Here is a 15,642-nt window from a genome sequence, read left to right on the forward strand (position 1 = left end):
GCGGTTGCCGGCCGGCGCGAACCGTTGAACGGCTAGCCAGCGGAGTCCTGCGGGGCCTCGTCCGCGAGGTGCCAGACCTCGCGCATCGGGGCCCACCAGTCCCCCGATCCGGGCTCGGCCAGCGACTCCTGACACGGGTCCGTCAGCTTCCACCACTCCTGGGTCTGCGGGTCGGCGGCAATCAGTCGCAGGTCGGCCTCGTAGTCGTCGCCGACGTACTCGTAGTAGCCGAAGAGCAGGTCGTCGTGGAGAAAGATGGTGTAGTTACGGAAGTTCGCCTCGCGCAGCGTCTGCTCGACGCTCGGCCAGACGGCGGCGTGTAACCGCAGGTAGGTTTCCCGCTGCTCGGGGCGGAGTCGAATCACGCAGCCATGACGTTGCACGTCGTGCCCTTTCGTGTGAGGGGGTGCCGAGGGCACCTGACCGTAGCCCGTGGACGGTGCCGGGCCGAGGACCCGACCGGCCCGGCGATGACGACCGTTCCGCCAGGGTTACGCACCGTGGCCGCGGGTCTACCCTCGAGTGGTGGAGGGCCGCGTACTGGTGGTCGAGGACGACGTCTCCATCCGGGAGATCACCGCCCTCGGCCTGCGCCGCGCCGGCTTCCGGGTGGACACCGCGGCCGACGGGCGGCAGGCACTGGTGACCTGGCGAGCCCACCCGGTCGACCTGATCGTGCTGGACGTGATGCTGCCCGGGCTGGACGGCCTGGAGGTCTGCCGGGAGATCCGACGTACCAGCCAGGTGCCGATCCTCATGCTGACCGCCCGCACCGACACGCTCGACGTGGTGGTCGGCCTGGAGTGCGGCGCGGACGACTACCTGCGCAAGCCCTTCGACCTGCCGGAGCTGGTGGCCCGGGTCCGCTCGGTGCTGCGGCGGGCGAGCGCGCCGACGCCGTCGCGCACCATCACGATCGGCGACCTGGAGATCGACCCGGGCGGTTTCACCGTACGCCGGGACGGCCGGGTGGTGGAGCTGACCGCCACCGAGTTCCGGCTCCTGCTGGAGCTGGCCCGTCGCCCCGGCCAGGTCTTCACCCGGGAGCTGCTGCTGGACCTGGTGTGGAACCACCGCTTCCTGGGTGACTCGCGGTTGGTCGACGTGGCGGTGCAGCGGTTGCGCGCCAAGGTCGAGGACGACCCGGCGCATCCCCGGCGTATCCGCACGGTGCGCGGCGCGGGCTACAAACTGTCCACCGGCTGACGGGAGGTCGGCGATGGCCGCACGCGCGGTGGCGCCCGGCCGGCTGCGGCGTCGGCTGACGATCGCGTTCGTGCTGGTCGCCGGGGTGTCGGCCGGTCTGCTCGCCGGAGGGACCGGGCTGCTGCTGCGGCAGTCCTGGTTGGACGCCTCGCTGCGCCAGGCCACCGCCGACGCCCGCTACCAGCTCGTGCTCGCCGGACAGTTCCTGCCGTTGACCGAGCAGCGCGGCGCCGAGCTGCTCACCAGCTTCGAGGGCAGCGGCCGGCACGTCGTCCTCGTCGACGGCACGATCCGCCCCTCCCACCCCGCGTACGCCCCCACCCTGGGGACCCGACTGCGGGCCGCGGTCGCCGACGGGCAGCTCGCGTTCGAGCGTTCGACGCCGGCGCAGCGGCCCCGCCTGCTGGTGGTCGGTGGGCGTATCCCCGGCTCGACGGCCGAGCTGTACGTGATCACCGTGGAGGACGACATCGCGGCCGACCTGAATCAGGTGCGCGCCGCGCTGTTGGCCGGCTGGGTTGTCGTCGTCCTCGTCGCTGCCGGGGTGGGTCATCTCCTGGCGCGCCGCACCCTGGAACCGGTGGGTCGGGCCAGTCGTGCCGCCCGGGCGCTCACCGAGGGTCTGCTCGCCACCCGTCTGCCGGTACGCGGGCGGGACGAGTTCAGCGTCTGGGCAGCGTCGTTCAACGAGATGGCCGAGGCGCTGGAGGCGAAGATCGCCGCCCTGTCGGCCGCCCAGGCGCGGGAGCGGCGGTTCACCGCCGACGTCGCGCACGAGCTGCGTACCCCGGTGACCGCCCTGGTGGCCGCGGCCTCGCTGCTGCGCGAGCAGCTGGACCGGCTGCCCGACGACGCCCGACCGGCGGCGCGGCTGCTGGTCGGGGACGTGGTCCGGCTGCGCCGCCTGGTAGAGGACCTGATGGAGATCTCGCGGCTGGACGCGGGGCAGGAACGCCCACGCGTCGAGCCGGTGGACGCACGGGCGCTGCTGCACGCGATCGTCGCGGCACGCGGTTGGTCGGACCGTGTGCTGGTCGACGGCGACGCCGTAGCGCTGCGCACGGACCCTCGCCACCTGGAGCGCGTCCTGGCCAACCTGGTCACCAACGCGGTCGAGCACGGCGGCGGGGAGATCTCCGCGAGGGTGACCGCGGCGGGCCGGATGGTCATCGTCGAGGTGTCCGACCGGGGGCCGGGCATCCCGGCCGCGCACCTGCCGCTCGTGTTCGACCGGTTCCACAAGGTCGACGTGTCGCGCTCCGCGCCGGGCAGCGGCCTCGGCCTGGCGATCGCCCGGGAACACGCGGCCCTGCTCGGCGGGGTGCTGAGTGTCCGCAGCGCGCCGGGCGTCGAAACGCGGTTCCGCCTGGAACTGCCCGCGCACGGCCCCGAGGTGCCGGGCCCAGCGCCCCGCCCCGACGACAGCGCCCGGCAGGGGGTGCGGGATGAGCCAGCTCGGCGGGAACGGGCGTGACGGGTGGCGTGGGGCGGCCGTCGCGGTGCTCGTCGGCCTGCTCGTCCTCGGCGGCTGCGGCACCCCCCGCTCCGGGGTCCTGGGCGCGGCGCCCACCGCACCGCCGCCGACCCTCGCGCCCACCGGCGAACCGACGCCCGTGCCGACCCCACCGTCGCCGACTCCGCCGCCGCCGTCGGGCACCGACACCGCGCCGCGTCCGTCGACGGCGACGGCCACCGGGACGCGGCGGCCGGACACGGTGACGATCGAGCTGTGGTACGTCCGCTCCGGGCGGCTCGTGCCCACCCGGCGCACCCGGCCGGCCACCGTCGCGACGTCCCGGCTCGCCCTCGACGAGCTGGCCGCCGGACCGACTCCGGCCGAGACCGCCACGGGGATGGTCACCCTGCTGACGGGTGGCGTCGAGGTCACCCGGATCGTCGACGGCGTCGCGGCCCTCGGTCCCGTTCCACTCGGCGGCGACCCGGCGGACCGACGGCTGCGCGAGGCGCAGGTGGTGTGGACCCTCACCCAGTTCCCGACCGTCCGACAGATCCGCTTTTCCGGCGGCGCACCGGTCGGTCGGGCCGACTATCCCCTGCTCGCGCCGATCGTGGTCACCGGCCCGAGCGTCGGCGACCGGGTCACCGCCCCACTCACCGTCACCGGCACGGCGGACGTGTTCGAGGCCACCGTGAGCGTCCGGGTGCTGGACGCCGACGGCCGTCAGGTGGCCGCCGGCTTCGGCGTCGCGAGCTGCGGCAGCGGCTGCCGGGGGGCCTATCGGGTGGTGGTCACCTGGCGCACGGCCCGGGAGCAGCACGGCACGATCGAGGTGTACGAGGTGTCGGCCCGCGACGGCGCCCGGATCAACGCCGCGCTCGTGCCGGTGCTCCTCGGCCCGCAAGCGGGCTGACGGGAAACGTGACCGTTTCGCTCCTGCGGTGCGACGCAACTCATAAAACCCTGCGCGAACCGCTACCAGCGAACTATGGTCGGTACGACATCGTTTCACGGGAGGGTTTTCGGGTGGTGGAGGGTCAGCAGGTGAGCACGAGCGTCGGGGTGCCGGCCGCCCGGGCAGCGCGGTGCACGACCACCGACCTGTTCACGGTGGTGATCGACCTGCTCCGCGAGGTCGGCTACGACCGGATGACCATCGACGCCGTCGCCGCCCGCGCCCACGTGAGCAAGGCCACCATCTACCGGCGGTGGGACGGCAAGGCCGAACTGGTCGTCGCCGCCCTGAGCGACCGCCAGGTCGGTGTGCTCAACCCACCCGACACCGGCTCGCTGCGGGGTGACCTGATCGAGCTGCTCCGCGCCACCGCCGCGATCTGCGTCGCCGACTGCGACCTGATGCAGGCGCTGACCTTCGCCATGCGGACCAGCCCGGAGCTGGAACGTCTGGTACGCCACCAGGTGCTGCCCGCCGGCCGGGTGGCCAGCACCGCGGTCCTCGTCCGCGCCGCCGCCCGCGGGGAGATCCCTCCGGAGGCCGGCGAACGGGAACTGTTCCACGACCTGGCGCCAGCGCTCCTCCTGTCCCGACTGGTCGCGCACGGCCTGCCCGCCGACGACGCGTTCCTCACGCAGGTCGTCGACCAGGTGCTCATCCCGGTTCTCCGCTACCGGCACGACCGCCCGTCCCAGGCCTGATCCATCAACATCCGCACCACGGAAGGCTTCACCATGCCCGGAACCACCTCGACCGCCCCCGGCGCACCCGGCGCCGGGACGTCGACAGGCGCGCCGCACCCGCGGCGCTGGATCGCGCTCGCGGTCATCGCGGTCTCGCAGCTGATGGTCGTCCTCGACGCCACCATCGTGAACATCGCGCTCCCGCAGGCCCAGGCCGACCTGGGCATCACCGACGCGAACCGACAGTGGGTGATCACCGCCTACACGCTCGCCTTCGGTGGTCTGCTCCTGCTCGGCGGCCGGATCGCCGACTACTGGGGGCGCAAGCGCACCTTCATCGTCGGCATGACCGGTTTCGCGCTGGCCTCCGCCCTGGGCGGCCTGGCCACCACCGGCGGGATGCTCTTCGCCGCCCGCGCGTTGCAGGGGGCCTTCGGCGCGCTGCTCGCGCCGGCCGCGCTGGCGCTGCTCACCGTGCTGTTCACCGAGGCCACCGAGCGCGCCAAGGCGTTCGCCGTGTACGGCGCGATCGCCGGTGGCGGGTCCGCGGTGGGGCTGCTGCTCGGCGGCGTGCTGACCGAGTACGCCGACTGGCGCTGGTGCCTGCTGGTCAACATCCCGGTCGCCGCCATCGCGATCGCCTTCGCCCTCCCGCTCGTGCCGGAGAGCCGGGCCCAGGGCAACACCCGCTACGACGTGCCCGGCGCGGTCGTCGTCACCGCCGGTCTGGTCTCCCTCGTGTACGGCTTCACCAAGGCCGCCGAGGACGGTTGGGACGCCACCGCGACGCTCGGGTTCATCGCCGCCGGTGTGGTCCTGCTCGCCGCCTTCGTGGTGATCGAGCTGCGCACCAACCACCCGCTGCTGCCGCTGCGCATCATCCTGGACCGCAATCGGGGCGGGGCCTACCTGACCTCGACGCTGATCGGCGCGGGCCTGTTCGGGGCGTTCCTGTTCCTGACCTTCTACTTCCAGGTGGTCCTGCAGTACAAGCCCCTGGAGGCCGGTCTTGCCTCGCTTCCGGTGACCGCCGGTGTGCTGATCGCCGCGGGTGGCGCCAGCCAGCTCATGCCGCGACTGGGCGCCAAGCCGCTGATGGTCGCCGGAGCGGTGCTCGCCGCCCTCGGCATGCTGGTGCTGACCCAGATCGACGTGGACACCCCGTTCCTGACCCACCTGCTGCCCGCGCAGGTCATCCTGGGCCTGGGACTGGGCTTCACCTTCGTGCCGCTGTCCAGCCTCGCCCTGGTGGGGGTGCCGGAGCACGACGCCGGCGCGGCCAGCGCGACCCTCAACGCCACCCAGCAGGTCGGTGGCTCGCTCGGCACCGCGCTGCTGAACACCTTCTACACCAGCGCGGTCGCCGCGTACCTGGTCGGCCGGGCGCCGAGCCCGGTCACCCAGGTGGAGGCGCTGGTGCACGGCTACCGCGTCGCGTTCGCCTGGGGCGCGGTCCTGATCGTGCTCGCCGGGCTGGTCACCCTGGTCCTGGTGAAGGTGCGCAAGGAGGACATCCCGGCCGGCAACGCCGTGCACATGGGCTGAACCGGTAGCGTCCCGAACACTGTCGAAGATCCGTTGAGGAGACATCATGTCCACGCCTGCCGACCAGATCATCCACGCGCTACGGGCAGGCCACGAGGAGCTTGCCGCGCTCGTGCGCGACCTCAAGGAGGACGACCTGCGCCAGCCCTCGGGCGCCAGTGAGTGGCAGGTCTCCCAGGTGCTCAGCCACCTGGGCAGCGGCGCCGAGATCGGCCTCGCGGGTCTGAAGGCCTCCGTCGAGGGCACGCCCGCTCCGGACGGCGACTTCAACCGCGGCGTGTGGCAGCGCTGGGACGCCATGTCCCCGGAGGACCACGCCGCCGGCTTTCTGGAGTCCAACCAGCGGCTGGTCGAGGCGTACGAGGCACTGGACGCCGAGACCCGCGAGACGCTGCGGATCAACCTCGGCTTCCTGCCCGAACCGGTCGACGTCGCCACGGCCGCCCGGTTCCGGCTCAGCGAGTTCGCTTTTCACCAGTGGGACGCCGAGGTGGCGTTCAACCCGTTCGCGGCGGTGACGCCGGAGGCGGTGCCGCTGCTGATCGAGCAGATCGGCGGCATGCTCGGCTGGACCAGCCGACCGAAGGAGCTGGACGGCCGCGAGGCGACCCTGCTGGTACGGCTGCGCGACCCCGAGCGGACGTTCGGGCTGCGGCTGGGCGAGCAGATCACGCTGACCGACGCGCCGGAGCAGCCGGACGGCGAGCTGTCCCTGCCGGCCGAGGCGTGGCTGCGCCTGGTGGTGGGCCGGCTCGGGTCGCGCTACACCCCGGACGGCGTGCAGGTGAGCGGGCCGGTGACCCTCGACGACCTGCGCCGGGTCTTCGTCGGCTTCTGAGGGATTGCGCGCGGGCCGGGACCTCCGGCCCGCGCGTACCCCTCAGCCCTTCACGCAGACGACCTGCTTGAGGTGCGCGACCACCTGCACCAGGTCGTCCTGCTGGGCCATCACCGCGGTGATGTCCTTGTACGCGCCGGGGATCTCGTCGACGACCCCGGCGTCCTTGCGGCACTCCACGCCGGCGGTCTGCGCGGCCAGGTCGGCGGTGCTGAACGTCCGCTTCGCCTGCGCCCGCGACATCCGCCGACCCGCCCCGTGCGACGCCGAGCAGTACGCGTCCGGGTTACCCCGACCCCGCACGATGTACGACCCGGTGCCCATCGACCCGGGAATGATGCCCAGGTCGCCCCGGCCGGCCCGGATCGCGCCCTTGCGGGTGACCAGCACGTCCACGCCGTCGTAGCTCTCCTCGGAGACGTAGTTGTGGTGGCACGAGATGGGCTCGTCGTAGCCGACCTGCGGGAAGTGCTCGCGCACCACACCGCAGAGCAGCGCCAGCATGACGGCCCGATTGCGCCGCGCGTACTCCTGCGCCCACCACAGGTCCCGCCGGTACGCGTCCATCTCCGGCGTGCCGGCGAGGAACACGGCCAGGTCCCGGTCGGGCAGGTCGGCGTTGTGCGGCAGCTTCCGGGCGACGCCGATGTGCCGCTCGGCCAGCTCCTTGCCGATGTTGCGCGACCCGGAGTGCAGCATCAGCCAGACCCGGCCCTCGTCGTCACCGCCCTGCTCGAGGCAGACCTCGATGAAGTGGTTGCCGCCGCCGAGGGTCCCGATCTGCTTCTGCGCCCGGGTCTCCAGCTGTGCCACTCCGCGGTCGAGGCCGGCGAAGCGGCTCCAGAAGTCGTCCCAGCCGGCCTGCTCCAGCCCTCGGATCCGACGCGGGTTGACCGCCTCGGACCGCTGGGCGAAGCCGACCGGGATGGTGGCCTCGATCGCGGACCGCAGCCCGCCCAGGTCGTCCGGCAGGTCGGCGGCGGTCAGCGAGGTGCGCACCGCCGACATGCCGCAGCCGATGTCGACGCCGACGGCTGCCGGCGAGACGGCCTGTCGCATCGCGATCACCGAGCCGACGGTCGCGCCCTTGCCGAAGTGCACGTCCGGCATGACGGCGACACCCTGCACCCAGGGCAGCGCGCCGATGTTGCGCAGCTGCTTCGCGGCCTGCGGTTCGATGGCGTACGGGTCGGTCCAGACCCGGACCGGCGCCCGGGTGCCGGCGAGCGGGGTGAATCCCATGGTGGTCTCCTTCTGTCGTGCGGGCGACCGATATCGATCATGCGCCGGCCGCTGACGGCGCGGCGGTGGTACGCGGAAACGAAAGGGCCGCCGATCCCGGTGGGATGGGCGGCCGGCGGACACGGTGAGCGTCGGCGTCAGTCGCGCCACCCCGGCCCGTTGTGCCGCAAGGTGCGATAGGCGCAGGGAGCGGTGATGTCGAGCGCGGGGGTGCCGGCGGGGAGCAGACACCGGCGGGCATCGGTGCGGACGCGGCGCGACATGGCGTACTCCCTCCGGGGTTGATCGGTTGGCCGTGCGCTGATGAGAGTAGGAGGGGCGGCGGCGAGTCCGCAATAGATATCGCCGCCGCCCGAGCGGCGCAGGACGGGACCGCACCCGTGTGTCCCGGTTGTCCCGCGTGTCCCGCGTGTCCCGCGTGGCCCGCGTCTCTCGTCGGAGGGCAAGGGTGGTCGAGTCTTCCTTTGCTCTGCTTCAATCCAGGCAACACCTGACGTCCGATAATCGGACACCACGTGTTTCCTCCGCTGAAGCAGAGCAAAGGGTCCGAGGCGCACGGTGCCCTCCCCCCGGCGTGGGGCGCCGGGGCCCTCCTCGACAGGACGACTCAGGTGTCGTAACCAGCCGTCCCACGGCAGCGCGTCCAGCCACTCGGCGAGGCGCGCCTCCGCCCGGTCGATCGAGGCGTCCTCGTGCTCGCTGGTGCCGGCGCACCAGATGTCCGAGTCGGTGTGCACGCCGTCGGCGTCGAACCGGTGCAGCACCGCGTACCACCGTTTGTGGCGGTACCAGTCGTCTGATCTACGACAGGGCCACCAGCCGGAACGACTGCGCGGCGGTGCCGTTGCAGGTGTACTGGACGAGCTGGACGCTGTCCGCCGTGGACGCACCCGGCACGTCCAGACACTTGCCACTGCTGCGGTTGACCAGCCGGTAGTAGCCGCCACCCTCGGACTCCGCGCGCCACTGCTGGTTGGTGCCGCCGCTGTACGACCAGAGCTGGATGGGTGCCGAGTCGGCGGTCGACCGGTCGGTCACGTCGAGCACCTGGGCGCTGTTGTTGCGGTTGTTGACGCGCAGGTAGCCGTCGCTGGTCAGAACGAACTGGTACTGCTGGGCGGTGCTGCTGTTACAGGCGTACTGCTGGATGGCGGTGCCGTTCGCGCTGGCGGCAGCCCGCGCGTCCACGCACTTGCCGCTGCCCCGGTTGACCACGGTGTGCCAGGCCGTCGGCGAGATCGGGCCCGCGCTGCCGGTCGGGGTGGGCGTCGGCGTGGGTGACGTACCGACACCGGCGAGCCAGTGCAGCCCGTCGATCAGCAGCTTGTTCTGCTGCGCGCTGTCGAACGTGGACGACAGGCCGGTCTTGGTGGCGTAGTCCATCTTGTTGTGCCCGAAGTTGGCGTAGATCATCTTGTACTGCCGGTTACTCCAGACCAGCGGATAGTAGCCGCTGTACCAGGACTGGTTGGGGTCGGTGCCGACCGGGAAGCTCGACGGGTCGACCGAGGCCAGGATGTCGATGTTGGAGTTCTGCCGCAGGTCGTTGCTCCACGAGTACCACTCGCTGATCGACGATCCGAAGGTCGCCGGCAGGTTCCGGGTCGCGGCGTGGGTGCGGTTGTCGACGCGCATGGTGACCCGGGTCGGCAGCCAGGTGTTGGTCCGGAACGAGCCGGAGCCGAGGAAGGTGTTGTAGTACCAGCTCCAGCTCGACGGGTTGTCGGTCCACGCGCTGACATGGAAACCCATCCACGCGCCGCCGTTCTGCATGTACTGCTGGAAGGCGGGGCGCTGGGCGGCGGGCGGCGCGTCGTCCAGGAACATGACGACCTTGTACTGGGCCAGGTTGGAGGTGTTCAGCAGGCTCCAGTTGTTGGTGGCCTCCCAGGAGAAGCCGTACTGGGCGGCGGCCTGCGGGAACCAGGCACGCGCGTCCTTGATGAAGTCGATGTGCGCGTCGTCCCAGGTGCCGTTGTAGAAGGCCAGGACCTTGAACGTCGGCGCGGCCTGCGCGCTGCGCGCGACGCCGAGGCCGACGCCGGCGCTCACGGCGACGACAAGTGCGACGAACAGCGACAGGAGCCTTCTGGTACGGGAGGAGAGTTCTGCGATCACCTGATCGTCCCTTCGGTGGGGACGCGCGCCGCCGCGTCGTCGTCGTAGATCTGTTCACAAGGTTTACAGATAGACGAAAGGTTATTGGTTCCCGATACGTGACGTCAATCGCCGAGCGGGCGATCGGGTGGGATTCCTGCGGCAGCGGGTATCCCGGCCCGGTGACCAGCTCTGATGCCGTCGACGTCGACCAGCCGCTGGCCGTGGACGTACCCGCCGCGCCGCACGACGCCAGCGGCGAGCGGGTGCCGACCCGCGACCTGGCCGGCCTCGCCCCGGCCGCCCGGCCCGCACGACGCTGGACCCCGGGCCGGGTGGTGGCCACCCCCGCCGCCCTGGACCACCCACACGGACAGCGGATCGTCGACCGGGTGCGGGCGTTGGGCATCGAGGTGGAACACCTACGATCCAACCGGCTCACCGGGGTACGCGGACGAACCGACGCCGAGACGTACGCCCGGGCCAAGGCGACCATGGCGATCGTGGTGAGCCCACCGTCGCGGCGCAACCTGCAACCCATCGCGCCCAGCGCCGACTGGCGCGTCGACCTCGCCGAGGGCTGCCCCGCGCACTGCCAGTACTGCTACCTGGCCGGCTCGCTCTCCGGGCCGCCCGTGACCCGGGTGTACGCGGACCTCGACGACATCCTGGCCTCGCTGACCGCGTACGCCGGGCGCGGCACGGTGACCAGCCGCAACGCGCGTCGCGCCGACGAGGGCACCACGTTCGAGGCGTCCTGCTACACCGACCCCCTCGCCCTGGAACACCTCACCGGCAGTTGGCGGCGCGCGGTCCAGCACTTCGCCGACTGGGACGCGCCCGTGCAGCTGCGGTGGACCACCAAGTACGCCGACGTGGACACCTTCGTCGGACTGCCGCACCACGGCCGTACCCGGGTCCGGTTCAGCGTCAACTGCGCACCGGTCAGCCGGCGGTTCGAGGGCGGTACCGCCCGGGTGCCGGACCGGCTCGCCGCCCTGCGCCGGCTCGCGCTCGACGGGTACCCCGTCGGTCTGACCATCGCGCCGATCATCGCGCTGCCCGACTGGCGGGAGGCGTACGGCGAACTGCTGGACCAGGTCCGCGCGGCGGTCGACGGGGTCCCGGAGCTGGACCTGACCGCCGAGCTGATCACCCACCGGTTCACGCCCGGCAGCAAGGAGGTGCTGCTGGGCTGGTACCCGCGCACCCGCCTGGAGATGGACGAGGAGGTCCGCAGCCGCAAGCACGGCAGGTTCGGCGCGGTGAAGTACGTCTACCCCCGCGACACGATGGCCGAACTGCGGGCCTGGTTCACCGACGAGCTGGCCGCACGGGTACCAGCCTGCCGCGTCCTCTACTGGACCTGAGCGCCCGACGGTCAGCCGAGCGAGGAACGGGCCACCGGCGCGGCGAAGTACGTACGCGGGTGCGGCTCGTCGCGGAGGCTGTAGTGCCACCACTCCCGGTCGTAGTTGACGAACCCGGCGGCGGTCATCAGCCGCCGCAGCAACTGCCGGTTGTCCCGTGCCGCACCGGTGATGCGGGGGTCGTCGGTGTGCGCGCGGGCGTCGAAACAGTCGAACCCGGTCCCCATGTCGACGCTGTTGTCGGCGAAGCGCCGCCCCGGCGGCGCGGTGCACGGGACCAGCCGCTGCCCGGGGACGTACGCGGGCTGACCGGCGGGCGGCTCGTCGACGAGCGTGAGGTCCAGCGTGCTGCCCCGGCTGTGCGCGGTCGGCGCGCCGATGTAGCCGTCGGCGAAGAGCCGGTCCTTCGCCAGGTCCGGATAGAACTCGGCCTTGGTCTGCTGCTCACCGGGGCGCTTGGACCAGGCGACGAAGTCGTCCACCGCCGGCTGTGGGCGGTAGCAGTCGTACACCTTGAGGCTGTGACCCCCGGCGAGCGCGGCGTCCTGGACCTGGCGCAGCGCCTCGGCCGCCTGCCGGGTGAGCAGGCACAGCGGTTCGCGGTAGCCGGCGATCGGCCGGCCCACGAAGTTGTGCGCGGTGGCGTAGCGGATGTCGGCGTGGATACGCCTGTCGACATCGGTCAGCACCACGAAGCCCGGTAACCCGCCGGTGGTCGGCGGGGCGGTACTCGACCGCGCAATGGGGCTCGCCGGCGGGCTCGGGCTCTCGGGCGTCGGTCGTGGGCTGGCGGACGTCGGGGTGGAGACGCTGGGTCCGGGGCGTGGCGGCTCGGAGCAGCCGCCGAGCACCGCGACGAGCGCGAGCACGGCGGCGCCGCCCACCCGCCCTGACCTGCGCACAGCTCCTGTCTACCAAAGCGGCCGCGGTGACGCGCCGGATCAGCCGGGCGCGCCGGACCCGCTCACGCGCCGGGCGTCAGCGGTGCCGGGCGGGCTGCGGTCGGCGTCGCCGCGGAGCCCTCGACCAGGTGAGCGCCGAGGAAGCGCAGGGCCGCCTCGTCGTCGTCGATCCCACCGGCCTCGTGACCGTTGTACCGCCACACCGAAAGCTCCGTCGGCCCGGCGTGGGAGTTGTGGGCGGCGTACACCGTCGAGGGCGGCACGATGTCGTCCATCAACGCCACGGAGTACCGGGTGGGCTGGCGGCAGCGCCGCGCGAAGTTGACGCCGTCGACGTACGACAGGGTCGTCGACGTCCGCTCCTCCGCGTCCCGGTGGATCGCCAGGTAGTCGCGGATCTCCCGGTACGGATGGGCGTCGGTGACCACCACGGCGCGCGGGATGTCGCACAGGAACGGCACGAGGGCCACCACCGCCCGCACACCGGGCGCCAGGGCGCCGGCCGCGAGCGCCAGCGCGCCGCCCTGGCTGTGGCCGAGCACCGCCAGCCGGGTCGGGTCGACCATCGGCAGGGTACGGGCGGCGTCCACCGCCCGCACCGCGTCCGTGATCAACCGTCGGTAGTAGTACGTACGCGGGTCGGCGATGCCCCGCGTCGCCACGCCGGGCGCCTGTGCGCCGGTGGCCCCCAGGTCGGCGGTGTCGCCCCGGCTCCAGCCCGAACCCTGCCCCCGGGTGTCCATCTGCAGGTGGGTGAGTCCGGCCGACGCCCAGAGCAGGTTCTCCAGCGGGTGCCCACGCCCGCCGCCGTAGCCGACGTACTGCACGACCGTCGGCAGCGCGGTGCCGGTGCCGTGGGGCACCCGTAGCCAGGCCCGTACGGGCTGACCGCCGAACCCGGGGAACGTCACGTCGTACACGTCGATGGCGGTCAGGCTCGTCACGATGGGTTCGAGCCGGACCGGCCAGGCGGCTTCGCGCGCCTGGGCGAGCGTGTGAGCCCAGAAGTCGTCGAAGTCGGCGGGCTCGCGCACCACGCCGCGGTACGCGCGTAGCTGCTCCTCGGGCAGATCCGTGTACATGGCGTCCTTGTCTGTCGCGTGGCGCTGGACAGGGTGCGCCCGCGGCGTGCGCGGCGCCGACAGCCAGGCGGCAGAGGCGGGACGGTACGCCGAGACGCGTCCGACAAGTTACCGGAACATTTCCGCAACTCCGCCGAACGCTATGACCGACCTGGCGTGTCGTCAACCCCCCTTCGTGAGGCAAGATGACGCGAGGAGCGGGCGTGCCGTTCCGGGACACGGGACGGGCGGACACAAGCGGTCGCCCCTCCCGGAGCGGTGAAGGAGACACGGGTGGACGCGGACGACGGACGCAGGGTGACCATCACCGCGATCGCACGGGAGGCCGGGGTCTCGGTGCCGACCGTGTCACGGGTGCTCAATGGCCGGTCCGATGTGGCCCCGGACACCCGGGAACGCGTCGAGGAGCTGTTGCGCCACCACGGCTACCGACGCCGGAGCAGCCGCAGCGTCCGCCGAGCGGGCCTTGTCGACCTGGTCTTCAACGACCTGGACAGCCCCTGGGCCGTGGAGATCATCCGAGGCGTGGAGGACGTCGGCCACAGCGCCGGCGTCGGCACTGTCGTCTCCGCGATACACCGCCAGCCCACCGCGGCCCGACAGTGGTTGCAGAACCTGCGTACCCGCGCCACCGACGGTGTCATCTTCGTGACGTCGCACCTGAGCCCACCGCTGCACGCCCAACTGCGTCGCCTCAACGTGCCGGTGGTGGTCGTCGACCCGGCCGGCGTCCCGGCCATGGACGTCCCGACGATCGGCGCCACCAACTGGGCTGGCGGGCTCGCCGCCACCGAGCACCTGCTGGCGGTCGGCCACCGCCGGATCGGGTTCGTGGCCGGGCCGACGCATCTGCTGTGCAGCCGGGCCCGCCTGGACGGCTACCGGGCCGGCCTGGAGGCCGCCGGGGTGCCGGTGGACGACAAGCTGATCTACCCGGGCGACTTCTACCACGCCTCCGGCTTCGCCGGCGGCACGGCGCTGCTCGACCTGCCCGACCCGCCGACCGGCATCTTCGCGGCCAGCGACCAGATGGCGTTCGGCGTCTACGAGGCCATCCGCCGTCGTGGACTGCGCGTCCCGGACGACGTCAGCGTGGTGGGCTTCGACGACCTGCCGGAGGCCCGGTGGGCGTCCCCGCCGTTGACCACCGTGCGGCAACCCCTGGTGGAGATGGGCCGGCTCGCGGCGCGGACGGTGCTGCGACTGGCCCAGGGTGAGGGCATCGACTCACCCCGTGTGGAACTCGCCACCGAACTGGTCGTCCGAGACAGCACCACCGAGCCGCCGACCGGGTGACCCTCATCGTTCCGACGGTCCGAACCGGGTCGGATTCTGGTTCCGCCGATACCGGTCCGGCTTCCGAAAATTGCGGCCCGCGAGCGCGGACACCGGCGGCGCGGTGAGCGACCTCGGGCCGCCCACCGCGCCGAGCGGATCAGTGGTGGTGTGCCCGGACGGCCCGACGGATGGTCACCGGCAGCGCGGGCGCACCGTCGACCGGTGCCGGGTCCTCGGCCGTCGGCGCCACGCCGCCCGCGGCGATCCGGTCCAGCGTGTCCAGCCCGACGGTGTCGACCGTGCCGAAGATCGTGTAGTTGGGGCGCAGCGCCGAGTCGGCGTACACCAGGAAGAACTGGCTGCCGTTGGTGTCCGGCCCGGCGTTGGCCATCGCCAGCACGCCCCGCGCGTAGAGCCGACGTACGCCGGTCGGGTCGGTGGGCGCGGGCGGCAGGTCGGTCGGCAGCTCGTCGCGGTAGCGGTAGCCCGGTCCGCCCTCGCCCGTGCCGGACGGGTCGCCGCACTGCAGGACGTTCAGCGTGGGGTACGCGGTGAGTCGGTGGCACGGGGTGCGGTCGTAGAAACGCTTGCCGACCAGGTGCAGGAAACTCTGCACGGTGCACGGCGCGGCCGCCCGGTCCAGGGTCAGCCCGATCGGCCCCTGGTTGGTGGCGAGGGTCACCCGGACGCTGCCCCGGTCCGGGGTGCGGCGCGGGTCGGGCGGCAACGGCACCGGTCGCGCGGCCGGCTCGTCCGGCGTCTCGGTGTACGCGCACGGGCCGTGCGTCGTGCGCGGCGGGCGGGCGGCGGCGGCAGGCGCGCTCGCCGGATCGTGGGACGCGCTCGGCGCGGCCACCGCGGTAGCCGACGCGCCGACGATCAGCGTTGCGGCGAACGCCGTCACACCGACGAGGCGGTTCAGCGCGCGCACCGACGGGCGGGGTGCCGCCGCGCTGGAGGGCGTTTCGCGTTCACTCGACACAGG

The 15,642-nt window shown here is 72.5% G+C and carries 14 protein-coding genes; 8 read left to right on the plus strand and 6 right to left on the minus strand.

All coding sequences use genetic code 11. The features are described from left to right. Positions 1-32 precede the first annotated feature (32 nt). On the minus strand, positions 33-365 hold the full coding sequence (locus ABZV06_RS05595) for an L-rhamnose mutarotase (RefSeq protein ID WP_355233137.1): 333 nt from the start codon (positions 363-365) through the stop codon (positions 33-35). Between the two features lie 160 nt (positions 366-525). On the opposite strand from ABZV06_RS05595, the gene ABZV06_RS05600 reads away from it, so the two are divergent. The 6 genes from ABZV06_RS05600 to ABZV06_RS05625 all read left to right on the plus strand — a co-directional run bounded on the left by ABZV06_RS05600 (position 526) and on the right by ABZV06_RS05625 (position 6,686). After that, positions 526-1,206, plus strand: a complete 681-nt coding sequence (locus ABZV06_RS05600) for a response regulator transcription factor (protein ID WP_355618914.1) — start codon at positions 526-528, stop codon at positions 1,204-1,206. A gap of 13 nt (positions 1,207-1,219) precedes the next feature. Next, the gene (locus ABZV06_RS05605) at positions 1,220-2,680 is read left to right on the plus strand and encodes a HAMP domain-containing sensor histidine kinase (RefSeq protein WP_355618917.1); all 1,461 of its coding nucleotides are present in this window, start codon (positions 1,220-1,222) and stop codon (positions 2,678-2,680) included. Then, a complete protein-coding gene (locus ABZV06_RS05610; RefSeq protein ID WP_355618920.1) occupies positions 2,652-3,578 on the plus strand; it encodes a Gmad2 immunoglobulin-like domain-containing protein in 927 nt (308 codons plus the stop codon). The genes ABZV06_RS05605 and ABZV06_RS05610 overlap by 29 nt, the downstream gene beginning before the upstream one ends. Before the next feature lie 131 nt (positions 3,579-3,709). Then, a complete protein-coding gene (locus ABZV06_RS05615; RefSeq protein WP_355618923.1) occupies positions 3,710-4,321 on the plus strand; it encodes a TetR/AcrR family transcriptional regulator in 612 nt (203 codons plus the stop codon). A gap of 33 nt (positions 4,322-4,354) precedes the next feature. Then, positions 4,355-5,848, plus strand: coding sequence for an MFS transporter (locus tag ABZV06_RS05620; protein ID WP_355233132.1), 1,494 nt, complete (start codon positions 4,355-4,357; stop codon positions 5,846-5,848). A 46-nt stretch (positions 5,849-5,894) separates the two neighbouring features. Further along, positions 5,895-6,686 carry a maleylpyruvate isomerase family mycothiol-dependent enzyme gene (locus ABZV06_RS05625; RefSeq protein WP_355233131.1) on the plus strand — a complete coding sequence of 264 codons (792 nt, stop codon included), beginning with the start codon at positions 5,895-5,897 and terminating at the stop codon, positions 6,684-6,686. A 42-nt stretch (positions 6,687-6,728) separates the two neighbouring features. Here the strand turns inward: ABZV06_RS05625 and ABZV06_RS05630 are convergent, their stop codons facing one another. Both ABZV06_RS05630 and ABZV06_RS05635 read right to left on the minus strand, forming a co-directional pair. Further along, entirely contained in the window at positions 6,729-7,928 is a 1,200-nt protein-coding gene (locus ABZV06_RS05630) for an RtcB family protein (protein ID WP_355618926.1), read from the minus strand. Positions 7,929-8,729: 801 nt separating this feature from the next. Continuing rightward, a complete protein-coding gene (locus ABZV06_RS05635; RefSeq protein WP_355618929.1) occupies positions 8,730-10,046 on the minus strand; it encodes an RICIN domain-containing protein in 1,317 nt (438 codons plus the stop codon). Positions 10,047-10,207: 161 nt separating this feature from the next. Here ABZV06_RS05635 and ABZV06_RS05640 point away from each other — a divergent pair, with 161 nt between their 5' ends. Further along, positions 10,208-11,395 carry a spore photoproduct lyase family protein gene (locus tag ABZV06_RS05640; RefSeq protein ID WP_355618932.1) on the plus strand — a complete coding sequence of 396 codons (1,188 nt, stop codon included), beginning with the start codon at positions 10,208-10,210 and terminating at the stop codon, positions 11,393-11,395. Between the two features lie 11 nt (positions 11,396-11,406). Here the strand turns inward: ABZV06_RS05640 and ABZV06_RS05645 are convergent, their stop codons facing one another. Next, a complete protein-coding gene (locus ABZV06_RS05645) occupies positions 11,407-12,297 on the minus strand; it encodes a M15 family metallopeptidase (RefSeq protein WP_355618935.1) in 891 nt (296 codons plus the stop codon). Positions 12,298-12,359: 62 nt separating this feature from the next. After that, positions 12,360-13,379 (minus strand): acetylxylan esterase, encoded by a 1,020-nt coding sequence (locus ABZV06_RS05650; RefSeq protein WP_355618938.1) that lies wholly within the window; start codon positions 13,377-13,379, stop codon positions 12,360-12,362. A 273-nt stretch (positions 13,380-13,652) separates the two neighbouring features. Between ABZV06_RS05650 and ABZV06_RS05655 the strand changes: the two genes are divergently transcribed. Continuing rightward, on the plus strand, positions 13,653-14,675 hold the full coding sequence (locus tag ABZV06_RS05655; RefSeq protein WP_355233124.1) for a LacI family DNA-binding transcriptional regulator: 1,023 nt from the start codon (positions 13,653-13,655) through the stop codon (positions 14,673-14,675). A 139-nt stretch (positions 14,676-14,814) separates the two neighbouring features. Here ABZV06_RS05655 and ABZV06_RS05660 read toward each other — a convergent pair whose 3' ends face one another. Further along, positions 14,815-15,639 carry a peptidylprolyl isomerase gene (locus ABZV06_RS05660; RefSeq protein WP_355618941.1) on the minus strand — a complete coding sequence of 275 codons (825 nt, stop codon included), beginning with the start codon at positions 15,637-15,639 and terminating at the stop codon, positions 14,815-14,817. Positions 15,640-15,642 lie beyond the last annotated feature (3 nt).

This window comes from Micromonospora sp. NPDC005172, assembly GCF_040608555.1.
Taxonomy (GTDB): domain Bacteria; phylum Actinomycetota; class Actinomycetes; order Mycobacteriales; family Micromonosporaceae; genus Micromonospora.